General features: G+C 60.9%; 24 protein-coding genes. 19 read left to right on the top strand and 5 right to left on the bottom strand.

The features are described from left to right. Positions 1–28: 28 nt before the first annotated feature. Positions 29–1,738: a peptide ABC transporter substrate-binding protein gene (locus tag EOL43_RS13930; protein WP_133489519.1), complete on the bottom strand. Its 1,710-nt coding sequence runs from the start codon at positions 1,736–1,738 to the stop codon at positions 29–31. Between the two features lie 375 nt (positions 1,739–2,113). On the opposite strand from EOL43_RS13930, the gene EOL43_RS13925 reads away from it, so the two are divergent. Next, a complete protein-coding gene (locus EOL43_RS13925) occupies positions 2,114–3,277 on the top strand; it encodes a M20 aminoacylase family protein (RefSeq protein ID WP_133489518.1) in 1,164 nt (387 codons plus the stop codon). An 85-nt stretch (positions 3,278–3,362) separates the two neighbouring features. On the opposite strand, the gene moaA is transcribed toward EOL43_RS13925, so the two are convergent. After that, positions 3,363–4,364 (bottom strand): GTP 3',8-cyclase MoaA, encoded by a 1,002-nt coding sequence (moaA, locus tag EOL43_RS13920; RefSeq protein ID WP_133489544.1) that lies wholly within the window; start codon positions 4,362–4,364, stop codon positions 3,363–3,365. A gap of 100 nt (positions 4,365–4,464) precedes the next feature. Here moaA and EOL43_RS13915 point away from each other — a divergent pair, with 100 nt between their 5' ends. Continuing rightward, positions 4,465–4,929: a D-galactarate dehydratase gene (locus tag EOL43_RS13915; RefSeq protein WP_133489517.1), complete on the top strand. Its 465-nt coding sequence runs from the start codon at positions 4,465–4,467 to the stop codon at positions 4,927–4,929. Positions 4,930–5,006: 77 nt separating this feature from the next. Further along, on the top strand, positions 5,007–6,587 hold the full coding sequence (locus EOL43_RS13910; protein WP_133489543.1) for an AMP-binding protein: 1,581 nt from the start codon (positions 5,007–5,009) through the stop codon (positions 6,585–6,587). A gap of 94 nt (positions 6,588–6,681) precedes the next feature. On the opposite strand, the gene EOL43_RS13905 is transcribed toward EOL43_RS13910, so the two are convergent. Genes EOL43_RS13905 through glmU form a run of 3 tightly spaced genes read right to left on the bottom strand, consistent with a single transcriptional unit; the run spans position 6,682 to position 10,645 of the window. Further along, complete coding sequence (locus EOL43_RS13905) at positions 6,682–7,470, bottom strand: DNA alkylation repair protein (RefSeq protein ID WP_133489516.1); 789 nt, start codon at positions 7,468–7,470, stop codon at positions 6,682–6,684. Next, on the bottom strand, positions 7,467–9,287 hold the full coding sequence (gene glmS, locus EOL43_RS13900; protein WP_133489515.1) for a glutamine--fructose-6-phosphate transaminase (isomerizing): 1,821 nt from the start codon (positions 9,285–9,287) through the stop codon (positions 7,467–7,469). The genes EOL43_RS13905 and glmS overlap by 4 nt, the downstream gene beginning before the upstream one ends. A gap of 2 nt (positions 9,288–9,289) precedes the next feature. Continuing rightward, positions 9,290–10,645, bottom strand: a complete 1,356-nt coding sequence (glmU, locus tag EOL43_RS13895; protein WP_133489514.1) for a bifunctional UDP-N-acetylglucosamine diphosphorylase/glucosamine-1-phosphate N-acetyltransferase GlmU — start codon at positions 10,643–10,645, stop codon at positions 9,290–9,292. A 131-nt stretch (positions 10,646–10,776) separates the two neighbouring features. Here glmU and EOL43_RS13890 point away from each other — a divergent pair, with 131 nt between their 5' ends. The 16 genes from EOL43_RS13890 (at position 10,777) to EOL43_RS13815 (ending at position 25,979) form a co-directional block, all read left to right on the top strand. Then, entirely contained in the window at positions 10,777–11,460 is a 684-nt protein-coding gene (locus EOL43_RS13890; RefSeq protein WP_133489513.1) for an HAD-IA family hydrolase, read from the top strand. Positions 11,461–11,504: 44 nt separating this feature from the next. Continuing rightward, entirely contained in the window at positions 11,505–12,707 is a 1,203-nt protein-coding gene (locus EOL43_RS13885) for a DegT/DnrJ/EryC1/StrS family aminotransferase (protein WP_133489512.1), read from the top strand. 153 nt (positions 12,708–12,860) lie between these two features. Further along, positions 12,861–14,021 carry an isovaleryl-CoA dehydrogenase gene (locus tag EOL43_RS13880; protein ID WP_133489511.1) on the top strand — a complete coding sequence of 387 codons (1,161 nt, stop codon included), beginning with the start codon at positions 12,861–12,863 and terminating at the stop codon, positions 14,019–14,021. Then, a complete protein-coding gene (locus EOL43_RS13875) occupies positions 14,021–14,557 on the top strand; it encodes a lysozyme inhibitor LprI family protein (RefSeq protein WP_133489510.1) in 537 nt (178 codons plus the stop codon). The genes EOL43_RS13880 and EOL43_RS13875 overlap by 1 nt, the downstream gene beginning before the upstream one ends. Before the next feature lies 1 nt (position 14,558). Beyond that, positions 14,559–16,163 (top strand): carboxyl transferase domain-containing protein, encoded by a 1,605-nt coding sequence (locus EOL43_RS13870; RefSeq protein ID WP_133489509.1) that lies wholly within the window; start codon positions 14,559–14,561, stop codon positions 16,161–16,163. 92 nt (positions 16,164–16,255) lie between these two features. Beyond that, positions 16,256–18,196 (top strand): acetyl/propionyl/methylcrotonyl-CoA carboxylase subunit alpha, encoded by a 1,941-nt coding sequence (locus EOL43_RS13865; RefSeq protein ID WP_133489508.1) that lies wholly within the window; start codon positions 16,256–16,258, stop codon positions 18,194–18,196. Further along, complete coding sequence (locus tag EOL43_RS13860; RefSeq protein ID WP_133489507.1) at positions 18,193–18,870, top strand: glutathione S-transferase family protein; 678 nt, start codon at positions 18,193–18,195, stop codon at positions 18,868–18,870. Before EOL43_RS13865 ends, EOL43_RS13860 begins: the two co-directional genes overlap by 4 nt. Positions 18,871–18,873: 3 nt before the next feature. Next, a complete protein-coding gene (locus EOL43_RS13855; RefSeq protein WP_133489506.1) occupies positions 18,874–19,728 on the top strand; it encodes a hydroxymethylglutaryl-CoA lyase in 855 nt (284 codons plus the stop codon). A 2-nt stretch (positions 19,729–19,730) separates the two neighbouring features. After that, complete coding sequence (locus tag EOL43_RS13850) at positions 19,731–20,513, top strand: crotonase/enoyl-CoA hydratase family protein (RefSeq protein WP_133489505.1); 783 nt, start codon at positions 19,731–19,733, stop codon at positions 20,511–20,513. A gap of 17 nt (positions 20,514–20,530) precedes the next feature. Continuing rightward, on the top strand, positions 20,531–20,896 hold the full coding sequence (locus tag EOL43_RS13845; RefSeq protein ID WP_133489504.1) for a hypothetical protein: 366 nt from the start codon (positions 20,531–20,533) through the stop codon (positions 20,894–20,896). A gap of 311 nt (positions 20,897–21,207) precedes the next feature. Continuing rightward, complete coding sequence (locus EOL43_RS13840; RefSeq protein WP_133489503.1) at positions 21,208–21,573, top strand: NADH-quinone oxidoreductase subunit A; 366 nt, start codon at positions 21,208–21,210, stop codon at positions 21,571–21,573. Further along, entirely contained in the window at positions 21,564–22,097 is a 534-nt protein-coding gene (locus EOL43_RS13835) for a NuoB/complex I 20 kDa subunit family protein (RefSeq protein WP_108855999.1), read from the top strand. Before EOL43_RS13840 ends, EOL43_RS13835 begins: the two co-directional genes overlap by 10 nt. 3 nt (positions 22,098–22,100) lie before the next feature. Next, positions 22,101–22,712 (top strand): NADH-quinone oxidoreductase subunit C, encoded by a 612-nt coding sequence (locus tag EOL43_RS13830; RefSeq protein ID WP_133489502.1) that lies wholly within the window; start codon positions 22,101–22,103, stop codon positions 22,710–22,712. 5 nt (positions 22,713–22,717) lie between these two features. After that, a complete protein-coding gene (locus EOL43_RS13825; RefSeq protein WP_133489501.1) occupies positions 22,718–23,575 on the top strand; it encodes a sulfotransferase in 858 nt (285 codons plus the stop codon). Next, complete coding sequence (locus EOL43_RS13820; protein WP_133489542.1) at positions 23,575–24,795, top strand: NADH-quinone oxidoreductase subunit D; 1,221 nt, start codon at positions 23,575–23,577, stop codon at positions 24,793–24,795. Before EOL43_RS13825 ends, EOL43_RS13820 begins: the two co-directional genes overlap by 1 nt. Then, positions 24,795–25,979, top strand: a complete 1,185-nt coding sequence (locus EOL43_RS13815; protein ID WP_133489500.1) for an NADH-quinone oxidoreductase subunit E — start codon at positions 24,795–24,797, stop codon at positions 25,977–25,979. The genes EOL43_RS13820 and EOL43_RS13815 overlap by 1 nt, the downstream gene beginning before the upstream one ends. The last annotated feature ends 1 nt before the right edge of the window (position 25,980 follow it).

Raw genomic sequence — 25,980 nt, 5'->3', positions numbered from 1 at the left:
CACCAGCCGCGCCGCCAGTCTAGCGGTCTTACTTGGCGCGGGTCCAGTCCGCGATGTTCCAAAGTTCGCTGTCCCAGACATTCATCCGCACGCCTTCAAGCGAATTGGCATGGGCCGAAACCTCGCCTCGGTGCACCAGCGGGATCAGCGCGCCCGCCTGCATCAGCATGTCGTTCAGCTGTTTCGAGATCGCGATCCGTTCTTCGATGTCCACCGTATTGCCTAGCTTGGCCAGCATGGCGTCATAGTCCGGGTCACAATACCGCGGGACGTTCATGCCGGACCAGCCGTTTTCGGGCGTCGGGATCGCGGTGCAGGCCCAGTTGTTCAGATAGGGTTCAGGGTCGTTGCCGGGGAAGAAATTGGTGAACATTTCCAAATCGGCATAGAACTTCTGATAGGTGTCCGGGCTGGACTGGTCGCCACCAAAAAAGACGGAAGGCGCAATGGCGCGCAGCTCGGCCGCGACGCCGATTTCGGCCCACCAAGCTTTCAGTAGATCCTGCGTGGTCTGGCGTACCGGGTTGACCGAGGTCTGATACAGCATGGTCATCGAGACACCATCCTTATCGCGGATTCCGTCACCGTCCGTGTCGGTCCAGCCTGCCTCGTCCAGCAGGGCGCGGGCGGCGTTCAGGTCTTGTGTCAGGCAGGCATCATTTGCGCCCGAGGCATAGATGGCTGGGGCGGCAAGCACATCACAGGTGGGGCGGCCGGCGTCACCGTAGGCGATGTCGATCAAGGTGCTGCGGTCGATTGCCAGCGACAGGGCTTTCGTCACGCGCGGATCGGCGAGGAAGGGGTGCGCGCCGCCGTCACGGGTCGAGCGTGCGTCGCCCAGATCGGCTGCCGAATTGGTCAGGTTGACCTGCAGGCGTTCCACAGCGGTCCCGAACGAGGACACGACTTGACCTTTGCCCGCAGATTTCATTTGGGCCAGCACTTGCGGGTCCAGTTGCAGGTTCCACGCATAGTCAAACTCGCCAGTTTCCAGCACAGCGCGGGCCGCGCCCGAGGCATCGCCGCCGCCTTTGATGGTCACTTTGGCAAAGCCCGGCTTGTCCCCGTCGCGGTAGTGGGGGTTGATGTCATAGGTCACGACATCGCCCGGCTTGAAATCGGTGATCTGATAGGGGCCAGTGCCAATCGGAGCGAGGTTCTGGGCCGAACAGTTCAGCGCATTTGGCCCCATACAATCCGCAAACTGGGCAGCCTGCAGAACAGGAATCTCAAGGCCCACGAAGGGCGCATAGGGATAGGGTTTGGGCTTTGAGAAGCTGATTTTCACCGTATGGGGATCCAGAGCCTCGACCTTTTCGACGTCTGTGAACTTGGCGGTCATCTGGCAACCGCTCTCGGCATCCATACAGTAATTCGCAGTAAAGACCACGTCATCGGCAGTGAATTCACTGCCATCTGACCACATGATCCCGGGCTTTAGAACCCACGTAATCGACTGCAAATCCGCAGCAATGCCACCATTATCCAAGGTTGGAATCGCCTGAGCCAGCCATGGGACCATTTTTCCGGTTTCGTCATGGCGGGCGAGAGGTTCCAGTACCAGCGACGCGGGCTCGGAATCCTTGGGGCCAGAGGCAAGGTAGGGGTTCAATAGCGTCGGCGCCTGCCAATAGATCAGGTTCAGATCCCCCTGCGCGCCGCGCTCGGCGTAGGCGGCGGTGGTAAAGGCTGAAACACTGAGTGCTGCAAGGGGTATATGTTTGAAAACAGGAGGCATTTCTTCGTCGCTTCCCTAGGTCATTCCGCAAGCCATCCCTGCTGTACACAGAGAGATAGCAGTGCAAGTTCGATTGTTTGTGGCAGAAAACAAACTCAAACACCCGTGTCGCGCGCTGCCAAACTTGAGGGCAATATGACACCTTAATGCTGGGCGGTTGCAAGGGGGTGTTCGTGGGTTTGCGGGAATTCCCCCTGCTGTTGCATTTCTAATTTTGGTAGAATTCAAAGGTGTAGCGGGCCACAAGTTCGACCATTCAGCGGCGCTATTCGCGGGGGTATCGCAGAGACGTGTCTTGAGCCGCCGTGGGTTTCTGGGCATTGTCGTCTGCAAGGCGCATCAGCCGCGACCAACCCTAACGAAAAGGATGATCCTTTGCCGATCCGAAACCGTTTTGCCGAGCTTCACAAGGACATCACCGCGTGGCGTCAGGATTTCCACGAACATCCCGAGCTGCTGTTCGATACCCACCGCACGTCCGGCATTGTGGCCGAGAAGCTGCGCGCGTTTGGCTGCGACGAGGTGGTTGAAGGGATCGGACGCACGGGCGTCGTTGGCGTGATCCGCGGGCGCAAGACCGGGTCGGGCAAGGTGGTCGGTCTGCGGGCCGATATGGATGCGCTGCCAATCCATGAAGAAACCGGGTTGGACTATGCATCCAAGATGCCCGGAAAGATGCATGCCTGTGGCCATGATGGGCACACCGCGATGCTGTTGGGCGCCGCGCAGTATCTGGCCGAGACCCGGAATTTCGATGGCACCTGTGTCGTGATCTTCCAGCCCGCCGAGGAAGGTGGGGGCGGTGGCCGTGTGATGTGTGAAGACGGGCTGATGGATCGGTTCGGCGTGCAAGAGGTGTATGGCATGCACAACTGGCCGGGCCAGCCATTGGGGGCATTTGCCATCCGCCCCGGCCCGTTCTTTGCGGCGGCCGATCTTCTGGACATCCAGTTCATCGGGCGTGGCGGGCATGCGGCGAAACCTCATGACACAATCGACCCCGTGGTAATGGCCGCGCAGGCAGTGACCGCGCTTCAGACCATTGCCTCGCGCAATGCGGATCCGACGTTGCAGGTGGTGGTCTCGATCACCTCGGTCGAGACGTCCTCGACCACGTTCAACGTAATCCCGCAATCCGTGCAACTGAAAGGCACGGTGCGCACCCTGTCGCCTGAGATCCGCGATCTGGCCGAAACCCGCATCACTGAGATCTGCAATGGGATCGCGGCGACCTTTGGCGGCGAGGCCAAGGTGCGCTACGAGCGGAACTATCCGGTGATGGTGAACCACGGCGACGAGACAGAGTTTGCTGCCGAGGCTGCGCGCAAAGTCTCGGGAGAGTGCAGCGAAGCGCCCTACGTGATGGGCGGCGAAGATTTCGCCTTCATGCTGGAAGAGCGTCCCGGCGCCTACATTCTGATGGGGAACGGGGACACCGCCATGGTCCATCACCCGGAATACAACTTCAATGACGAAGCCATCCCGCAGGGCTGTTCGTGGTGGGCAGAAATGGCGGAAAGTCGGATGCCGATTGGCTGAGGTGAGATTGGGGGAGGGGCGTTGCCCCTCGGCCCGATTGGGCCTCACCCCAGAATACTTGAAAAAAGAAAAAAGCGGGCCGGAGTCAGCCGCCCGTGTGGTTCATGTGCCGGATGGTCTGGCCGCGGATTTCCTGACGGCTATAGTCGAAATCATGCCCCTTGGGTTTGCGCCCGATCGCAGCGTGGATGGCGTCGATCAGCACCGCGTCGCTTTCAGATGCGCGCAAGGGCTCACGCAGGTCTGACATGCCGTCATGGCCGAGGCAGGTGTAAAACTGTCCGGTGCAGCTCATCCGGACACGGTTGCAGCTTTCGCAGAAATTATGGGTCATCGGCGTGATGAAGCCAATTTTCTGCCCGGTTTCCTCGACCCGCACATAGCGTGCGGGACCGCCGGTATTGTGATCCAGATCGGTCAGGGTCAGCTTGCTTTCCAGATGCGCGCGCAGATCGGTCAGGGGCCAGTATTGATCCAGCCGGTTTTCCTCGCCCATATCGCCCATCGGCATGACCTCGATAAAGGTCAGATCCATGTCGCGGCCAGCGCACCAGTCGGCAAGGGCGAAGACCTCGTCATCGTTGAAGCCCTTCAGCGCGACGGCGTTGATTTTGACCCGCAGCCCGGCGTTCTGGGCGGCGTCGATGCCGCGGATTACATTTTGCAAACGGCCCCATCGCGTGATTTCGGCAAACTTGTCCTCGTCTAGTGTGTCGAGCGAGATGTTCACCCGCCGCACGCCTGCCTTGAACAGATCATCGGCAAAGCGATGCAGTTGCGAGCCATTGGTGGTCAGCGTCAGCTCGTCCAGCGCGCCGCTGTCCAGATGCCGCCCCATCGCGTCGAAAAAGCCCATGATGCCTTTACGGACCAGAGGCTCGCCGCCGGTTATGCGCAGCTTGCGCACGCCCAGCCCGATGAAGGCCGTGCACAGGCGATCCAATTCCTCGAGCGTCAGAAGATCCTTCTTGGGCAGGAAGGTCATGTTTTCAGACATGCAATAGGTGCAACGGAAGTCGCACCGGTCAGTAACAGACAGGCGCAGATAGGTCACCGGGCGGTGAAACGGGTCGACAAGCTTGGACATTTCCATGCGATGAACCTAAGCGTGGGCAAAGCTGTGCGCAAGTCACGGCTATGTCATTTCAAGCGTTGAATGCGTCTGCGAATTGCGCCAGTTTGCCTGTATGAAACAGGTTATTCTTCTTACCGCCACCTGTCTGGCCGTCACGGGTTGTGCCGGTGTGGACGTGAACACCCTTTGGCCGTCGCCGCCCCATCTGCGTCAGGCGCCAGCGGGGCCGATCGTGAACCCGGATGCGCCGCCTGCGGATGCAACAACGGCGGATGAGTTCGACACCGCCAGCGACGACGACAAGATGGCGGCGCTGTCATCGACCCCGACACCCGCGGGTGCTCTGGGGACGACGGTTGCCAATCTGGGTGACCCGACCATTCCGGGCTTCTGGGTGGAAACCCCGCTTGTCACCACCGAGACCGAGGGCCGCGTGCAATCCAAGGCGACCGGACGCACAGTGAAGGTGACGCTGAAGCCAACCACCACTGGCGGTAGCCGGATTTCAATTTCGGCGCTGCAGTTGTTGGACTTGGACTTGTCCGGTCTACATGAGTTGGTGGTCTTCGGGTCGTGACGTCCGTGACAGACGCGGCGTGGCTGGCCCATGGCCGCGCCCGCAAGCTTGTTTCGCCTTGGGGACCATGGCGGGACATGCAGGACGGGTTTTCATGGGATATTCCCGAACAGTTCAACATTGGCGAGCGCTGCTGCGACAGTTGGGCGGCGTTAGATCCCGACCGGATCGCGCTGACCCATGTGCGCCAAGACGGCAGTGCCGAGGATTGGAGTTTCGGCCGCTTGAAAGAGGCCTCGGACCGGTTTGCGACGGTTCTGCGCGCGGCGGGGCTTGAGAAAGGCGACCGGATTGCCGTGTTGCTGGGGCAGGGGCCCGAGGTTCTGATCACCCATTTTGCGGCCTACAAGCTGGGCGCGGTGGTATTGCCGATGTTCACGCTCTTTGGTGCGGACGCCTTGGCGTATCGTCTGTCTGACAGCGGTGCCAAGCTGGTGGTTACGGACCCCGACAATATGGCCAAACTGGCCGAGATCCGCGCGGATCTGCCGACGCTTCATGCGGTGTTCACCGTGAAGCCCTGCGACGGGGCCGAGGATATATGGCAGGCGCTGAACGCTGCCGATCCGCTGACCGATCCGGTCGATACGCTGGCGGAAGATCCAGCGGTGATGATCTATACCTCCGGCACCACGGGCCCACCGAAAGGGGTGCTACATGCCCATCGGTTCCTGTTGGGCCATCTGCCCTGTGTCGAGACCTTCAACGAGGACTTCCCACAGGCGGGCGACAAAGGCTGGACCCCCGCCGACTGGGCGTGGATTGGCGGTCTGATGGATTTGGCGCTGCCGTTTCTCTATTTCGGCGTGCCCATCGTCAGCCACCGCATGCGCAAATTCGAGGCCGACATGGCCTATCGCCTGATGGCCGATCACAAGCTGCGCAACCTGTTCATGCCTCCGACTGCGCTGAAGCTGCTGCGGCAGTCCGACGCGACACCCGACGGCGTGCACATCCGCTCGATCGGGTCCGGCGGAGAAAGCCTCGGGGCGGGGCTGCTCGACTGGGCGGATCAAGCGCTGGGCGTGAAGATCAATGAGTTTTACGGCCAGACCGAATGCAATCTGGTCCTGTCCTCAGTTGCCGGTGCGATGGAGGTCAAGCCGGGCAGCATGGGGCAGGCTATTCCGGGGCACGAGGTGACGTTGCTGGGCGAGGATGGAGGGCCTGTTGAACCCGGTGAGATGGGCGAAATCTGCGTGAAGGCCCCCGATCCCGTGATGTTTCTGCGCTATTGGAACCTGCCAGAGAAAACCCGAGACAAGTTCCATGATGTGGACGGGGTCAAATGGCTGCGTACCGGGGATTTGGCGACCCGCGACACGGCGGGCTATTTCACCTTTGCCAGCCGCGATGACGACGTGATCACTTCGGCCGGGTATCGTATCGGTCCTAGCGAGATCGAGAACTGCCTGATGACCCATCCGGCTGTCACGATGGCGGCGGTAATCGGTGTGCCGGACCCGCTGAGGACCGAGGCGGTGAAGGCTGTGGTGGTTCTGCGCGACGGCTGTGCGTCTGACGGGATGGAAAAGGCGCTGATCCAACTGGTCCGTGATCGGATCAGCCCGCATGTGGCGCCGAGAAGCGTCGACTTCGTAGATCAGCTGCCCATGACCGCCACAGGCAAGATCATGCGGCGCGAGCTGCGGGGATAAAGGGGGCGCTGCCCCCGTCCGACCTTTCGGTGAAAGGTCAGACTCCCCCGGGATATTTAGGACAAGAAAAAGCCCAGAAGAAGGATTGGGGCGGTTAGCTGTCGCGGTCAGGTGTATCGCGGCGCGCGCGGCCCCAGCGCTCTTCTCGTAGCTTTCGCTGTTCCGCCTTCCGCTTGTCCTTGGCTTCTTTCTGAAGCTGGGCGGGCGGGGGCAGGTATTTCCGTGCCTCTTTCAGGGCGAAAGGCTGAAGCGTTTTGGCGTGCGGTTTCAGGAACGCGCGGGCGCGGTCCGGGTCGTGTTTGGACAGATCACGGACCCACCAAGCCACCGCTTTCTGGATGAACCATTCGGGGTCGCTCACATAGCCATCTGCCCAGCCCAAAACGCGATCGCGGATGGCAATCTCGTCGTCTTTCGGGTTGTTCTGCTTGGTCCAGGGCAAGGTGATCACAAGCGCCGCGCGGCGGGTCCACATGTGATCGGACGTGGTCCATTTCTCGACGTCATCAAGGCGCGAGGGATCGGCCACCAGTCGTTTCTGCCCCGCCATGCAGACGTGATCGGCAATCGCCCAGCTATCGAAATCAGGCACCCAGCTCTGGATCAGATCCCACACAGCATTATCCGGACGGATACGGGCCTGCGTCAGCAGCTTAGCGGCGGCGATCCGGGCTTCGAACACATCGGTTTTCCACAGCTGATCAGCCAGCGCCACGCGCTCGTCCACGGACAGCGACTGACGCCATTCCTTGGTCAGATCATTCAGCGCCGGGTTCGGGATGCCCCACACTTCGCGGGTTTGCTTGTGATAGGCCTTCTGCCCTTCGGCGCGGCCCGGTTCGATCTGGGCCTTCAGCGCGGCCAGCGCGTCGTCTAGTGTCATTCTACGGTCACCGATTTGGCAAGATTGCGGGGTTGATCCACGTCTGTACCCTTTGCGATCGCCGTGTGATAGGCCAAAAGCTGCGCCGGGATCGCATAAAGGATCGGTTGGACCAATTCAGGGGCTTCCGGCAGCGCAAGCGACTGCCACACGCCATCCCCTGCTTCTTGGGCGGCGCGTGCGTCAGAGACCAGAACGACGCGGCCACCGCGGGCCATGACCTCTTGCATGTTGGACACGGTCTTGTCGAACAGCGCATCATGAGGTGCCATGACGACCGTCGGTGTGACCTTGTCAACCAGCGCGATGGGGCCATGCTTCAGTTCGCCCGACGCATACCCTTCGGCGTGGATATAGCTGATTTCCTTAAGTTTTAGTGCGCCTTCTAAGGCCAGCGGGAACATTTGCCCGCGACCAAGGAACAGGACGTCACGCGCCTCGGCCAGTTGGCTGGCGATGTTTTTGGTGGCCGCGTCGATGGTCAGCGCGTGGCTCATCAAGCCCGGCAGCTGGCGCAACTCGGTCAGGTGCTTCGCAAGGGCCGCGTCATCCAGATGGCCGCGATCATGGGCGGCTTTCAGGGCCATGATGGCAAAGCTGGCCAGCTGGCAGGTGAACGCTTTGGTCGAGGCCACAGACACCTCGACGCCCGCATAGATTTCCACCGCCACATCGCTTTCCCGCGCGATCGAGCTTTCGGGCATGTTGATCAGCGAGACGATCTTGTCGACCTTCCCTGCCGAATAGCGCAGCGCGGCCAAAGTGTCGGCGGTTTCGCCTGACTGGCTGACGAACAGGCCGATGGTCTTGGGCGAGAAGGGTGCCTCGCGATAGCGGAACTCGGACGCGACGTCGATGTCGACGGGCAGGCGCGCGTAGTGTTCGAACCAGTATTTCGCGACCAACCCGGCGTAGTAGGCCGTACCACAGGCCACGATGGACAGGCGATCCACGTCAGCGAAATTCACCCCGCCAAGATCCATGGTGATCTTGTCGCCCGCAGTATAGGCCTTCAGCACATTGCCGACCACGGTCGGCTGTTCGGCGATTTCCTTCGCCATATAGTGCTTGTAGCCGCCTTTCTCGATCCGGGCAGCGTCCAGCTTGACCTGCTTCACGGGGCGGTTGGCGCGGCGGCCTTCGGCGTCATAGATCTCGGCCCCGTCGCGGGTGATGACGGCCCAGTCGCCTTCTTCCAGATAGGTGATCTTGTCGGTCATCGGCGCCAGCGCGATGGCGTCCGAACCCACGAACATTTCACCGTCTCCGTGACCGATGGCCAAGGGGCTGCCCTTGCGCGCGGCGATCATCAGATCGTGTTCGCCGTCAAACAGGAAGCACAGCGCAAAGGCGCCATCCAGCTTCGCCAGCGTGGCCTCGACCGCTTCTTTCGGGGTCTTCCCCTGCGCCACATAGCTTTGCGCCAGCAGGGCGACGGTTTCGGTGTCTGTTTCGGTCGAGAACTCAAATCCGTCGGCGGCAAGCTGATCGCGCAACTCGCGGAAGTTTTCGATAATGCCGTTATGGACAACGGCCACGTCGCCTGCGCGGTGCGGGTGGGCGTTGTCGGTTGTGGGCGCGCCGTGGGTGGCCCAGCGGGTGTGACCAATGCCGGATTTGCCGGCCAGCGGGTTATGGACCAGCGTGTCTGACAGGTTCACCAGTTTGCCAACCGCGCGGCGGCGGCCCAGCTTGCCGCCTGCGTCGATCGTCGCAATGCCCGCGCTGTCATAGCCGCGATATTCCAGCCGTTTCAGTGCTTCTACAAGGATCGGTGCTGCTTCGTGATCGCCAAGTACCCCTACAATACCACACATTTTCAGGATCCTTTCTGACGACGGGCTTTGGACGCCCTTAACTTTTCAAACAATTTCACGGCAAGGCCCGGTTTGATCTCAAGCTTCGGGCGGGCGACGGCCATCGCCCCTGTGGGCACGTTTTTCGTGACCACGGTGCCGGTGGCGGTCATCGCCTCGTCCCCGACGGATACGGGGGCAACCAGACAGGTATTCGACCCGATGAAGCTGCGCGCGCCAATATCGGTGTGGTGTTTCGAGACGCCATCATAGTTGCACGTAATCGTGCCCGCACCGATGTTGGCACCTTCGCCCACACGTGCATCGCCCACATAGGACAGGTGGTTCACCTTCGCGCCTTCTTCGATCTGAGCGTTCTTGATCTCGACAAAATTGCCGATCTTTGCGTGCTCGGCCAGCTCAGCGCCGGGGCGCAGACGGGCATAGGGGCCGACCACCCCACCGCGCGACACGTGGCAGCCTTCCAGGTGCGAGAACGCGCGGATGCGGGCCTCGCTTTCCACGGTCACGCCGGGGCCGAAGACCACGTTGGGTTCTACGACCGTGTCGCGACCAATCACCGTGTCATGCGCGAAATAGACCGTGTCGGCGGCGATCAGCGTGACGCCATCTTCCATCGCGGAGGCGCGGGCGTTGGCTTGGAACACCTCTTCCGCGGCGGCCAGTTCAGCGCGCGAGTTGATGCCCAGCGTCTCGGCTTCGTCACAGGTGACAACGCGGGCGGTCAGGCCCTTGGCACGCGCGACTTCCACGATGTCGGTCAGGTAATACTCGCCCGAGGCATTGTCGTTTCCAACCCCGTCGATCAGGTCAAATAGGGTTTGGGCATTCGCAGCGACAACGCCGCTATTGCAAAGGGTTACAGCGCGCTCTTCATCTGATGCGTCCTTGAATTCAACGATGCGCTCCAAGGCGCCGTTATTCACGATCAAGCGGCCATAACGGCCGGGATCGGCGGCCTCAAACCCCAGAACGACGACATCGGCGCCCGCAGCGCGTTCGGCGGCCATGGCCTCCAACGTTTCCGGGCGGATGAAGGGCGTGTCGCCATAAAGGACAATTGCGTCCCCATCGAACCCGTCCAGCGCGGGGCGGGCTTGGGCGACGGCGTGGCCGGTGCCAAGCTGTTCTTCCTGCACGGCGATGGTGATGTCGGGATCCAGATCAGCGGCAGCTTTGCCCACGACCTCGGCCCCGTGGCCGACGACCAGCACGGCACGTTCGGGCTCTAGCGCCGCACCCGAGGCCAGCGCATGCGCAAACAGCGGCGCTCCTGCGACCTCGTGCATCACCTTGGGAAGGTCCGAATTCATCCGTGTTCCCTTGCCAGCGGCAAGGACAATCAAGGCTGTTGCCATATCGATCTGCTCTTTCAATTCCTTTTGGCCCGTTTTACCCCTTGGGGCGTGGCTCGCAAGTCTAAGACGTTCAATTAACCTTACGCGAGGTTACAGGGTCGGCGGGGATTTGCCAAAGAAGGATCTAAGGAATGGCGCAAGGCAACGGAAAACGCACGGTGATCTTTGATCTGGATGGCACGCTGGCGGATACGTCAGGCGACCTGATTGCCGCTGCAAATGCCTGTTTCGAGGGGCTGGGGCATGGGGCGCTGTTGGACCCTGTGGCGGACGCATTGACGGCGTTTCATGGCGGGCGTGCGATGCTGCGCTTAGGCTTTGAAAGGTTGAACGGCACAGCGGACGAGGTCGACGTGGATCGCGAGTTTCCCAACCTTCTGACTGCGTATGAAGCTGATATCGACCGGCATACCGTGATCTATCCCGGCACAATGGAAGCGGTCGAGCGGCTGCATGTGGCCGGCTATGCGGTCGGAATTTGCACCAACAAGCCCGAGGGACTGGCGCGGCTGCTTCTCACGCGCCTTGGCATTCTGGACGAGTTCACCTCGCTTATCGGGGCCGATACACTACCGACCCGTAAGCCTGATCCGGCCCCCTTTGTTGCGGCGGCGGTGCAAGCCGGGGGCGATCCGTCCCGCGCGCTGTTGGTGGGCGATACCGTGACCGACCGTGAAACCGCGCGCGCCGCCAACGCGCCCTGTATCCTTGTAGGCTTCGGGCCCGAGGGACCGGGCGTTGCGCGGTTGGAACCTGAGGCGATGCTGAACCACTATGACGATCTGGACGACACCGTCGCGCGGCTGATTGGTTAAGCCACTCCATTGACCTTCCGGGCAGGGCTGCGCACTCTGCCGCCATGACTGAACGATTCACCGGCAATTTTACCCAGCAAGAACCCATTCCCGACGAGGGGATCAATGCGGCTTTGGACGTCCTGCGTCATGGGCGCCTGCACCGCTATAATGTGGCCGAGGGCGAGACCGCGCATGCCGCCTTGCTGGAGCAGGAATTTGCCGCCCAGATGGGATCGAAATACGCGCTGGCTGTATCGTCTGGCGGCTACGCGATTGCTACAGCCCTGCGTGCGGTGGGGGTCGAAGCGGGTGACCACGTTCTGACCAACGCCTTCACACTGGCCCCAGTACCGGGCGCGATTGCGTCCCTTGGCGCGAAACCGGTCTTTGTCGAGGTGACCGAGGCGCTGACCATCGATCTGGACCATTTGGCGCAGATTGTGGCCGAAAAGGACGCGCCGCGCGTCTTGCTGCTGTCCCATATGCGCGGGCATATCTGCGACATGGACCGCCTGATGCAGATCTGCGACGGGGCCAGGGTCACGGTGATCGAAGATTGCGCCCACACGATGGGCGCGCGCTGGAACGGCACCTTGTCCGGGCGGCACGGCGCGATGGCGGCCTATTCGACCCAGACCTATAAGCATGTGAATTCCGGCGAGGGCGGGTTGTTGATTTCCGATGATCCCGACCTGATGGCCCGCGCGATCATCTTGTCTGGCAGCTATATGCTGTATGAGCGTCACTTAGCGGGGCCCCCGCCCGAGGCGTTTGAGAACGTGAAATACATCACCCCCAATATCTCGGGCCGGATGGACAATCTGCGGGCGGCGATCCTGCGGCCTCAATTGGCGAGGTTGGATGACCAATGTGCGGCGTGGAATGTGCGCTATCGGGTGGTGGAAGAGGGGCTGGGCAACACCCCCGGCCTGACGGTGATCGAACGACCGGCGGCTGAGGACTACGTTATGTCCTCGTTCCAATTCCTTCTGTTAGACTGGTCCGACGCGAAGGTGACCGAGGTGGTCCGCCAATGTGCCGACCGTGGCGTCGAACTGAAATGGTTTGGCGGGGCCGAGCCTGCGGGCTTTACCAGCCGCTATGACAGTTGGCGGTATGCCGACACGCCCAGCCTGCCCAAGACTGACCGGATCCTGAAAGGCATTCTGGACCTGCGCCTGCCGCTGACCTTCTCGCTGGACGATTGCGCGCTGATTGCGCGGATCATTCGTGACGTGGTGGGGCGGGTGCATCAGGCGGGCTGAATCCTCCGACAATTCAGGGAAAGTAAAGGCACCAGCGTTTTGTGACGCTGCGTGAATTTGCACGGCTGTTGACGCGAATCGAGCTTTCGGCGCATTAACTGAACAAGCGTTCAATAATGCGATCCTGAATACCAGATCCGAAAGGAAGCCGCCATGTTCAATACCTCGATGAACTTCGACCTGGGCGAAGACGTCAACGCCATCCGCGAGATGGTCCACCGCTTTGCGCAGGACCGGATCAAGCCGATCGCTGCCGAAGTTGACCAGAAAAACGCGTTCCCGAATGAATTGTGGAAAGAGTTCGGCGAGCTGGGCCTCTTGGGCGTCACCACACCGGAAGAATATGGCGGGTCGGACATGTCCTATCTGGCGCACGTGATCGCGGTGGAAGAGATCGCCCGCGCCTCGGCTTCGGTTTCGCTGTCGTACGGTGCGCACTCGAACCTCTGCGTGAACCAGATCCGCCGCAACGCCACCGACGAACAGAAGGCGAAATACCTGCCGAAACTGTGCTCGGGCGAGCATATCGGCGCACTGGCCATGTCGGAAGCCGGCGCAGGCTCGGACGTTGTGGGCATGAAGCTGCGCGCGGAAAAGCGCAACGGCTACTACGTTCTGAACGGCACCAAATTCTGGATCACCAACGGACCCGACGCGGACACGCTGGTGGTTTACGCCAAGACCGACCCGGACGCTGGCCCCAAAGGCATCACCACCTTCATCATTGAAAAGGGCATGAAGGGTTTCTCGACCTCCGAACATTTCGACAAGCTGGGCATGCGCGGTTCGAACACCGCCGAGCTGATCTTTGAAGACGTAGAAGTGCCGTTTGAAAACATTCTGGGCGAGGAAGGCAAAGGTGTTGCCGTTCTGATGTCGGGTCTGGACTATGAACGCGTGGTTCTGTCGGGCATTGGCACCGGCATCATGGCCGCCTGCCTGGACGAAATCATGCCCTATATGAAAGAGCGCAAGCAGTTTGGTCGCCCGATCGGAGATTTCCAGCTGATGCAGGCGAAGATCGCCGACATGTACACCGCGATGAACTCGGCCCGTGCGTATGTTTACGAAGTTGCCAAGGCCTGTGACCGTGGTGAAGTGACCCGTCAGGACGCTGCGGCCTGTGTGCTTTATGCCTCGGAAGAAGCGATGAAGCAGGCGCACCAAGCGGTTCAGGCCATGGGCGGTGCGGGCTTCATGAACGAAACGCCCGTGAGCCGCATCTTCCGCGACGCCAAGCTGATGGAAATCGGCGCGGGCACCTCGGAAATCCGCCGCATGCTGATCGGCCGCGAACTGATGAGCGCGCAGTGATGAAGGCTCTGGTTGGCGCAGTGATCCTGTTCGGTGCAGTTGCGCAATCCGCCGCGGCGCAGGACATGGTCTATTCTTTTGCGCCGACCACCGATTGCCTTGCAGAAAAAGGTCCCGAAGGCGAAGCACATCAGTGTTTTGGCACTGCTGCCAACGCCTGCATGGAGAACACCCCAGGAGGGTGGAGCACTGTTGGCATGTCGACCTGTCTTGGGCTGGAGCTTCAAGACTGGGATCGTCGGCTGAACCGCGCCTACGGCCTTTTGATGACAAAGCTGAAAGCCGAAGATGAAGAGATGGCGGCGCTGGGCTCCTCTGCACCAAAGCAGGCCCCCGCGCTGCGCGAGATGCAAAGGGCATGGATCACATTCCGTGACACCTCGTGCGATTATGAACGCACGAAATGGGGTGGGGGCACCGGCGGCGGTCCGGCTGCCACATCGTGCCACTTGTTTATAACTGCCCGACAAGCCTGGTCGCTGGAAGCTGACCTGAACGCTTATGGCGCGCAAATCTGCAACCACGAAGGATGCTGAGATGAAACTTCAATCCCAAGCCACGCCCGGGTCCGAGGCGTATAAAGCAAACCGCGAAGGGCATCTGGATGCCCTGAAAGTGGTGGCAGATGCTGCCGAGGCCGCCGTAGGCGGTGGTGGGCAGAAATCCCGCGACCGTCACCTGAGCCGCGGCAAGATGCTGCCGCGTGATCGCGTGTCGAACCTGCTGGATCCGGGGTCTCCGTTCCTCGAGGTCGGCGCGACGGCCGCCCACGACATGTATGACAATGCCGCGCCCTGCGCCGGTGTGATTGCCGGGATCGGTCAGGTCCACGGTCAGGAGTGCATGATCGTCTGTAACGATGCCACCGTGAAGGGCGGCACTTACTATCCGATGACCGTGAAAAAGCACCTGCGCGCGCAAGAGATCGCGGAAGAGTGCAATCTGCCTTGTATCTATCTAGTGGACTCGGGTGGCGCGAACCTGCCGCAGCAGGACGAGGTCTTCCCGGATCGCGACCACTTTGGCCGCATCTTCTATAACCAAGCGCGCATGTCCGCGAAGGGCATCCCGCAGATCGCGGTTGTGATGGGCTCCTGTACCGCAGGTGGCGCTTACGTGCCCGCCATGTCGGACGTGACCATCATCGTGAAAGAGCAGGGGACGATCTTCCTTGCAGGCCCGCCCTTGGTGAAGGCCGCAACCGGCGAGGTTGTGTCGGCCGAAGACCTCGGCGGTGGCGATGTCCACACCCGTCTGTCCGGTGTGGCAGACTATCTGGCCGAAGACGACGCCCACGCTCTGGCGCTGGCCCGTCGCGCGGTTGAAAGCCTGAACCGCGAGCGTCCTGCCACCGTGAAATGGCAGGAACCGGAAGAGCCGCTTTATGACGCGGAAGAGCTGCTGGGCGTGGTCCCCGCCGATCTGAAGACGCCTTACGACATTCGCGAAGTCATCATGCGTATCGTTGATGGCTCGCGCTTTGACGAGTTCAAACCGCGCTTTGGCGAAACGCTGGTCACCGGCTTTGCCCACCTGAAAGGCTGTCCCATCGGGATCATCGCGAACAACGGCGTGATCTTCTCGGAAGCCGCGCAGAAAGGTGCGCATTTCGTGGAACTGTGCAGCCAACGCAATATCCCGCTGGTCTTCCTGCAAAACATCACCGGCTTCATGGTGGGTCGCAAGTACGAAAACGAGGGCATCGCCCGTCACGGCGCCAAGATGGTGACCGCGGTGGCCACCACCAACGTCCCGAAAGTGACGATGGTTGTCGGTGGCTCGTATGGCGCAGGCAACTACGGCATGGCCGGTCGCGCCTATCAGCCGCGCTTCATGTGGACCTGGCCGAACTCGCGGATTTCCGTGATGGGCGGCGAACAGGCCGCTGGCGTGTTGGCCACCGTGAAACGTGACGCGATCGAGCGTCAGGGCGGGGAATGGTCGGCGGAAGAGGAAGCCGAATTCAAGCAGCCCACCATCGACATGTTCGAGGAACAGAGCCACCCGCTCTATGCCTCGGCGCGTCTGTGGGATGACGGCATCATCGATCCGCGTAAATCGCGCGAGGTGCTGTACCTGTCGCTGCTGGCCGCGCTGAACGCGCCGATCGAAGACACCAAATTCGGCGTCTTCCGCATGTAATCGGACCCGGCCCGTCATTGGGCCGGACATACTCTCGGAGGTCCGCAGGGCACGTAACCCCGGAGCCTCCGCCCGACAAAAGGAACAGAAATATGTTCACGAAAATTCTGATTGCAAACCGCGGCGAGATTGCCTGCCGCGTCATCGACACCGCCCGAAAGCTGGGCGTGGCCACCGTGGCGGTGTACTCGGATGCCGATGCGAATGCGCGTCACGTACGGATGGCCGATGAAGCTGTTCACATTGGCCCGCCGCAGCCCGCGCAGTCCTATCTTCTGGGCGACCGGATCATTCAGGTGGCGCTCGACACCGGTGCGCAAGGCATTCACCCCGGCTATGGCTTCCTGTCGGAAAACCCCGACTTCGTGGACGCGGTTGAAAAAGCTGGCCTGACCTTCATTGGCCCGTCTTCAGACGCGATCCGCAAGATGGGTCTGAAGGATGCCGCCAAGAAGCTGATGGAAGAGGCTGGCGTGCCGGTCGTGCCTGGCTATCACGGCGAAAATCAGGATCCGGCGTTCTTGGCAGATCAGGCAAAGGACATCGGCTATCCGGTGCTGATCAAGGCTGTTGCTGGCGGCGGCGGTAAGGGGATGCGTCGTGTGGACGATCCTGCGGATTTCGCAGACGCTCTGGCCAGCGCACAGGGCGAGGCACAGACCGCCTTCGGCAACCCCGACGTGTTGATCGAGAAATACATCCTATCGCCCCGTCACATCGAGGTGCAGGTTTTCGGCGACGGCACCCACGCGGTGCACCTGTTCGAGCGCGACTGCTCGTTGCAGCGCCGCCACCAGAAAGTGATCGAAGAAGCTCCGGCGCCCGGCATGACCGAAGAGGTCCGCGAGGCGATGGGCATGGCAGGCGTTCGCGCGGCCGAGGCCATCGGCTATAAGGGCGCAGGTACGGTTGAATTCATTGTGGACGGCGCCAATGGTCTGCGGACCGATGGTTTCTGGTTCATGGAAATGAACACCCGCCTGCAGGTGGAACACCCCGTGACCGAAGAAATCACGGGCGTTGACCTTGTTGAATGGCAGCTGCGCGTTGCCTCGGGCGAAGGTCTACCCAAGCAGCAAGACGAGTTGACCATCACCGGCCACGCGTTCGAAGCACGACTTTATGCAGAGGATGTGCCGAAGGGCTTCCTGCCCGCGACCGGTACGCTGTCTCATCTGAAGTTCCCTGAAGGCGCGCGCGCCGATACCGGCGTGCGGGCAGGGGATACGATCAGCCCGTTCTATGACCCGATGATTGCGAAACTAACGGTGCATGCGGGCTCGCGTGCGGCTGCGTTGCGGATGCTGTCCTCGGCTCTGTCGCACACGGAAGTGGCGGGATCGGTCACCAACCTTGCCTTCTTGGGCGCCCTGACGCGTCACGAGGGCTTTGCCGCTGGCGACGTGGACACCGGCCTGATCGAACGTGATTTGGAAGCGCTGACCGACGAGCCGGGCCCAAGCCTAAGTGACATTGGCGCCGCGGCCCTGTGTGCTCTGGACCTGCTGAAGCGCGAAGGTACGGGCTTTACCCTGTGGGGCGGGCTGAACCATTTCGTGACCCTGACCCACGCGGACGAACAGTTTGACGTGGTCGTGACATCCTATGGCGCGGATCGCCACATGATCACCGTGGGCGAAGACCAGATCGAGGCGCTGTGCCTGAACGGTCAGTGGAAAATGGGCGGCGACCGTGGCCCGCGCGTGGCGAAAGCGGGCAATGTGGTTACCGTCTTTGCCCAATCGGGTCTGGAATTCCACGTGGCCGATCCCTTGGATCAGATGGCTGACAGCGGTGCTGGTGCGGGTGTGATCGAAGCGCCGATGCCGGGCCTTGTGAAAGCCGTCTTCGCCACCGCAGGCCAAGAGGTGAAGGAAGGCGACCGCCTTGCGATCCTTGAAGCGATGAAGATGGAGCATTCGCTGGAAGCTGCGCGCGACGGTGTGGTTGCCGAAGTCCTCTGCGCCGATGGCGATCAGGTGGAAGCTGGCGCGCCGCTGATCCGTCTGGAAGACGAAGAGGAAGAGGCATGACGTTCCGTCTGCACCATGTGCAATACGGGCGCTCGGTCCGGGTGCTGTGGCTGATCGAAGAGATCGGGTTGGAAGACAAGCTCGGCGAGGCTCTTGAGGTGGTCGAGTACAAGATCGGCTCGAAAGAGATGTTCGAAGGCGGGTTGCGCAAGGTCTCGCCCGCCACCCGCATTCCGGCGCTGGAAATCGGTGACATCACCATGTCGGAAAGCGGGGCCATTGTTGAGTACCTGACCGAGACCTATGCGCCCGAACTGGGCGTGGCCCCCGGCCAGCCGGAACGCACGGATTATCTGCAGTGGATTCACTACACCGAAACCATGGCCAGCCTGATCGAACAGCTAAACATGCAGATGGTTTTCCTGCGTCCGCCTGCAAAGGCCAGCCCGATTGTGCTGAAGCTGAACGTGGCGCGTCTGCGCCACACGCTGGCGGGGCTTGAGAAACGGCTTGAAGGACGCGACTGGCTGTTGGATCGCGGATTCTCGGCCGCCGATATCATGATGGGGTTCAACATCTTCGCCGCGCCTTACTATGTGAAGCTCGATGAGTTCCCGAATGTCACGGCCTATAAAGCGCGGATCGAAGCCTTGCCGTCCTATCAGCGCACCGTCGCCCGTGAAGGTGAACAGCGTTTCTATGCGCAGGATTTCTATCCCGTGCCTGAGGAGTAAGTCATGGAATATGTTGAAATTTTCGAAGTCGGCCCGCGTGACGGGTTGCAAAACGAAAAGCGTCAGATCCCGACCGAAGAGAAGATCGCTCTGGTCGACCTGCTGTCTGGCGCGGGCTTCAAGCGGATCGAGATTGCCAGCTTTGTTAGCCCCAAATGGGTGCCGCAAATGGCCGATAGCGCAGATGTTCTTGCGGGTATCACCCGCGCGCCGGGCGTGTCCTATGCGGCGCTAACACCGAACATGCGCGGGTTTGAAGGCGCAGTGGCGGCGAAGGCCGACGAGATTGCGATTTTCGGCTCGGCTTCGGAAGGATTTTCGAAAGCCAACATCAACTGCACGATTGCCGAAAGCCTTGAACGGTTCCAACCGGTGGCCGAAGCGGCCAAGGCGGCAGGCCTTCCGATGCGTGGCTATATCTCGTGCGTGACGGACTGCCCTTACGATGGGCCGACCGACCCCGCGCAGGTGGCGTGGGTCGCGAAAGAGCTTCTGGCGATGGGCTGCTACGAAATCTCGCTGGGTGATACGATTGGGCAAGCGACGCCCGAGAGTATCTCGGCCATGCTGGACGCCGTGTTGGGCGAGGGCGACGCGGCGAAGTTTGCTGGCCACTATCACGACACCAGCGGTCGGGCCTGTGACAATGTCGAGGCGTCCTTGGCCAAGGGCATTCGCGTGTTTGACGCGGCTGTCGGCGGGCTGGGCGGCTGTCCTTACGCGCCGGGCGCGCAGGGCAACGTGGCGACTGAGGCCGTGCATGACCGTGTGACTGCGCTGGGCTACACCACCGGGCTGGACCGGGACATTCTTGAAAAAGCCGCCGTCATGGCGCGGCAAATGCGGGCAGGGGAGTGACCATGGCCTACGAAACCATTTCGATCAGCACGGACGAACGCGGCGTAGCCACACTGCTTCTGGATCGTGCGGACAAGCACAATGCCATGTCGGCTCAGATGATTGAAGAGCTGACGGACGCCGCCCACAAGCTGGGTGCGGATGACGCGGTACGAGTCGTGATCCTGACCGGCGACGGCAAAAGCTTCTGCGCGGGCGGGGATTTGCGCTGGATGCAGGACCAGATGGCGGCGGACCCGGTGACCCGTGGGGTCGAGGCCAAGAAGCTGGCTATGATGTTGAACGCATTGAATGAAATGCCCAAGCCCTTGATTGCACGCGTGCAGGGGCAGGCATTTGGTGGTGGGGTTGGCATGGCCTCGGTGTCCGATGTTTCGATCGGTGTTCAGGGGGCAAAGTTTGGCCTGACCGAAACCCGTCTGGGCCTGATCCCGGCCACCATCGGACCCTACGTTCTGGCCCGTCTGGGCGAGGCGATGGCGCGCCGTGTCTTCATGTCGGCGCGCATTTTCGATGCGGACGAGGCTGTGACACTGGGCCTTCTGGCCAAGGCCGTCGCGCCCGAGGATTTGGATGCCGCCGTCGAAGCGGAAGTGAAGCCTTACCTCTCCGTGGCTCCGGGCGCTGTGGCCGAAGCCAAAGCATTGGCCCGCCGTCTTGGTCCGCCCATCACGGAAGAGATCATCGACGAAACCATTGCTGGTCTGGTCGCGCGCTGGGAAAGCGCCGAGGCGCAGGAAGGCATCGCGGCCTTCTTCGCAAAAGAGAAGCCAAGTTGGGCGTAACCTGCTAGCCTCCGCACATGATCTGGGCTGGCTGGATATACGTCGCGCTGATCGCGATCCTTGTGTGCTTCCAAGCCTGCATGGCGTTGGGGGCACCGTGGGGGCATCTGGCAAACGGCGGTCGCTGGCGCGGTCGTTTGCCTCCGGCCATGCGCATGGCGGCCATCGGGCAGGGGGCTCTTCTGGCTTTCATGGGAACCGCGATGGCGGCACGCGCCGGCATTGTACCAGACTGGCCAAACTGGACTTTTTGGGCCGCCTTTGCCGTCACAATTGCCACGACGATAGCCAATCTGGCCACTCCTTCGCGCGCCGAGCGTTTTTTGTGGGGACCGGTGACTGTCGTGCTGACAATTTGCGCCCTGCGACTTGCGTTTAGCTAGGCGACGACGCACGCCCCGGTGAGTCTCTTTTCTGACCCGTCACAGAAGCGGAAATGCTGCAGATGCTCGGACGGGCGAAAAGACGACAAGGAAAATTGCTTAACACGTGATGGAATTTTTGAATGATCCTGCAGCGCGGGTAGCGCTCACGCCCCTTACTTTCAACGCTATTGCGACCGTTTTGTGACGGTATGCGGCCTCGAATTCAAATGATTGAATGCGATGGCCTGTCGGTTGACCCTGCATCGGTGCGGCGGTAAACCGCACATAGCTAGCGAAAGGCGGTAAATCCGCTTTATAAGGAGCCACACGTGGAAGATCTTCTCCGGGAATACCTCCCCATCATCATTTTCCTCGGACTCGCCATTGTTATCGGACTTGTTCTGATCCTCGCAGCCGTTGTGCTGGCAGTCCGCAATCCCGACCCCGAAAAACTTAGTGCTTACGAATGCGGTTTCAATGCCTTCGATGACGCACGGATGAAATTTGACAGCCGGTTTTACCTGGTGGCGATCCTGTTCATCATTTTCGATCTGGAAATTGCCTTCCTGTTCCCTTGGGCCGTGGCCTTCAAGGATGTCGGGTTGGTCGGGTTCTGGTCGATGATGGTGTTCTTGGCCGTTCTGACGATCGGCTTTGCTTATGAATGGAAGAAAGGTGCGCTGGAATGGGAGTGATGACCGGAGCCAACACGGCAGGCGGTGACCGCGAACACGCGACCCGTCTTCTGAATGATCAGCTGGCCGACAAGGGCTTTCTGCTGACCACCACGGATGACATCATCAACTGGGCCCGTACTGGCTCACTGCACTGGATGACCTTTGGTCTGGCCTGCTGCGCGGTTGAAATGATGCACTCGGCGATGGCCCACTATGACCTCGAGCGTTTCGGGACCGCCCCGCGTGCGTCCCCGCGTCAGTCGGACCTGATGATTGTGGCCGGCACGCTGACCAACAAGATGGCCCCGGCGCTGCGCAAAGTGTACGACCAGATGCCCGATCCGCGCTATGTGATCTCGATGGGATCCTGCGCGAACGGTGGTGGTTACTATCACTATTCCTACTCGGTGGTGCGTGGATGTGACCGCATCGTGCCCGTGGACGTTTACGTACCCGGCTGCCCTCCGACTGCAGAGGCACTGCTGTATGGCATCCTGCAGCTGCAACGCAAAATCCGCCGCACCGGCACGATTGTGAGGTAAGCGATGAGCGAAGCCCTGAAAGAACTTGGCGCAACCATTGAAGCCAAACGTCCCGACTGTGTCCTGAACTGGGATGTCGCCTATGGCGAGCTGACCGTGAACGTACCGCTGTCGGGTATTGTGGCCTTTATCGAGTTCCTGAAGACCGACAACGGCTGCAAGTTCTCGACGTTGGTGGATATCACCGCCGTCGACCATCCCGAGCGTGAAGCCCGTTTCGACGTGGTTTACCACTTCCTGTCCATGTACACGAACCAGCGCATCCGCGTGAAAGTGGCCGTGCGCGAGGACGAGATGGTGCCCTCGATCACCGAAGTCCACAAATCGGCCAACTGGTTCGAGCGTGAAGTGTTCGACATGTTCGGCATCCTGTTCACAGGCCACCCGGATCTGCGTCGCATCCTGACCGACTATGGTTTCCGCGGCTTCCCGCTGCGCAAGGATTTCCCGACCACCGGCTATACCGAAGTGCGGTATGACGAGGTCGAGAAGCGCGTGGTGTATGAACCCGTAACCCTGACCCAAGATTACCGCCAGTTCGACTTCATGTCCCCGTGGGAAGGTGCAAACTATATCCTGCCCGGCGACGAGAAAACGGAAGAGGCCAAAGGCTGATCCTGATGAGTGGGCAAACCTTCATATTCTGCGTTGGGGCGACGAAGGCTGGCACAAGCTGGCTGTACGACTACCTGAATGCGCACCGGGAGTGTCAGCTTCCGGCGGTGAAGGAGCTTCACTATTTCGACGCGCTTGAGCATGGCAGCGGAGCTTGGCACCGCAAGCAGCTGGAAGAGCGTCTGGACGGCGTGCGCGCCCGACTGGCGGCAGAGGACACTCCGAAGCCGCATCAGCAACGCCTGCTGGCGGATGGCGAGGCTTGGCTGGACACGTTTGACGGGGAAACCCGCGACGACGCCGCCTATCTGAGCTTTGTCCAGAAAGCCTCGGGCGATGCCAAACTGATCGGGGACTTCACCCCGGCCTATGGCATGCTGAAAGAGGCAACCTTCCGTGCGATGGCCGGGCTGACCGACAAAGTGCGCTTTGTCTATTTGATGCGTGACCCGGTGGAACGCATCTGGTCGAACATCCGCATGGTCGCAGGACAGGGCGGACGCGCTGCCTTGGACGCCAAAATCAAGGGCGTTCTGGACGGGACGGCCACGAACATCCTTGAGCGGTCGAACTATCGCCGCACTCTGAACCGTCTCAGCGCCGCTGTGCCGACTGGGATGTTTCACATTGAATTTTACGAACGGCTGTTCACGCCTGACGCAATCGCGCGCCTTTGTGCGTTTTTGGGGATCACCCATGAACCGGCACAGTTTGACCGCGTGGTGCATCGCAGCGTGTCTGCCGACCTGCCAGCAGCCCAACGGGCCCAGCTGCAAGCAGCCCTTAAACCGCAATACAATTTCGTCGAGAAGTTCATGGGTGAACTTCCGTCGGAATGGACCCAGAAGATGGTGAGCGTATGATGGACGGATCCAACAACTTCGAAGACGCCAAAACCGGCGAACAGAAGATCCGAAACTTTAACATCAACTTCGGGCCTCAGCACCCGGCGGCACACGGCGTGCTGCGTATGGTGCTTGAGCTGGATGGCGAGATTGTCGAGCGGGCCGACCCGCATATCGGCCTTCTGCACCGTGGCACCGAAAAGCTGATGGAAAGCCGCACCTATCTGCAGAACCTGCCGTATTTCGACCGTCTGGACTATGTGGCCCCGATGAACCAGGAACACGCGTGGTGTCTGGCGATCGAGAAACTGGCCGGTGTCGAAGTGCCGCGTCGTGGTCAGCTGATCCGCGTTCTGTTCTCGGAAATCGGTCGTGTGCTGAACCACCTGCTGAACGTGACCACGCAGGCGATGGACGTGGGCGCATTGACCCCGCCGCTCTGGGGCTTTGTCGAGCGTGAAGCGCTTATGGGCTTTTACGAACGTGCCTGTGGCGCGCGTCTGCACGCCAACTATTTCCGTCCCGGCGGTGTCCACCAGGACCTGCCGCCCGAACTGATCGACGATATCGAGACATGGGCCCACCACTTCCCGACCCGCATCAAGGATCTGGACGAGCTTCTGACCGAAAACCGCATCTTCAAGCAGCGCAACGCTGACATTGGTGTGGTCGATGAGCAGGACATTCTGGATTGGGGCTTCTCGGGCGTGATGGTTCGTGGCTCGGGTCTGGCATGGGACCTGCGTCGCGCGCAGCCCTATGAATGCTATGACGAGTTCGAGTTCCAGATCCCCGTCGGCAAGAACGGCGACTGCTATGACCGCTACCTCGTCCGCATGGAAGAGATGCGCCAGTCGCTGTCGATCATCCTGCAGTGTGTCGACAAACTGCGCGCGCCGGAAGGGCAGGGCGATGTGCTGGCCCGTGGCAAGCTGACCCCGCCCAAGCGTAGCGACATGAAGCAGTCGATGGAAAGCCTGATCCACCACTTCAAGCTTTACACCGAAGGCTTCAAGCTGCCCGAGGGTGAAGTCTACGCCGCCGTTGAAGCGCCGAAAGGCGAATTCGGCGTCTATCTGGTGTCGGACGGATCGAACAAACCCTACCGCTCGAAAATCCGCGCGCCCGGGTTCCTGCATCTTCAGGCCATGGACTATGTGGCCGGTGGCCACCAACTGGCCGACGTTGCCGCCATCATCGGCACCATGGACATCGTGTTTGGGGAGATCGACCGCTAATGCTCCGCCGTTTGCATCATGAACAGCCCGAAAGCTTTGCTTTCACGCCAGCCAACCTTGCGTGGGCGGAAGGGCAGATCACGAAATATCCCGAGGGGCGTCAGGCCTCGGCGGTGATCCCGCTTTTGTGGCGGGCACAGGAACAAGAAGGCTGGCTGACCAAGCCCGCGATTGAAGCAGTGGCCGACATGCTGGGTATGGCCTATATCCGCGTGCTGGAAGTCGCCTCGTTCTATTTCATGTTCCAACTGCAGCCGGTTGGCTCGGTCGCGCATATCCAGATTTGCGGCACCACAGGCTGCATGATCTGCGGCGCGGAAGACCTGATCGCTGTCTGTCGTGAAAAGATCGCCGACAAGCCGCATGTTGTCTCGGACGATGGCAAGCTGAGCTGGGAAGAGGTCGAGTGCTTGGGCTCGTGCACCAACGCGCCGATGGCCCAAATTGGCAAGGATTACTACGAAGATCTGACGGCCGAGAGCTTTGCCAAGATCGTGGACGAGCTGCGCGCCGGCAATGTGCCCACGCCCGGCCCGCAGAACGGTCGTTATGCGGCCGAGCCTCTGTCGGGTCTGACCTCGCTGACCGAATATGACAGCGGCAAAACGCAGTATAACGCATCGGTTCAGCTGGCCACCGACATTGGTGACACCGTGAAGCGCATCGACGGCACCGAAGTTCCGCTGCTGACGCCGTGGATCGGCAAAGACGGTGTTGTGGCTGGCCGCAACGCCGCCGCGCCGACCCCGAAAGCGCCTGCGACCGGCAAACCGGCGGCCCAGCAGGCCAAACCGGCCGCTAAGAAAGCCGAGCCGAAGAAGGCAACCCCGAAAAAAACCTCCGCTAAAGCGCCTACCAAGGCGACCAAGGCTGACGCAGCCCCCGCGGCGACCGGCAAGGCGAAGAAACCTCGCACCATGAAAGCCCCCCGCAAGGCAGGTGCTGACGATCTGAAACAGCTGAAGGGCGTTGGTCCGAAGCTTGAGCAGACCCTGAACGAGCTGGGCTTTTGGCATTTCGACCAGATCGCCAAATGGGGCGCGGACGAGATCGCATGGGTTGACGACAACCTGAAATTCAAAGGCCGGATCGAACGGGACGGCTGGATTGAGCAAGCCAAGATCCTGGCCGAGGGCGGAGAAACCGAATTCTCGTCCAAGGTCAAAAAGGGCAAGGTTTACTAAG

Source organism: Aliiroseovarius marinus (assembly GCF_004360145.1).
Lineage (GTDB): Bacteria > Pseudomonadota > Alphaproteobacteria > Rhodobacterales > Rhodobacteraceae > Aliiroseovarius > Aliiroseovarius marinus.
This window is presented reverse-complemented; position numbering and strand designations above follow the sequence as displayed.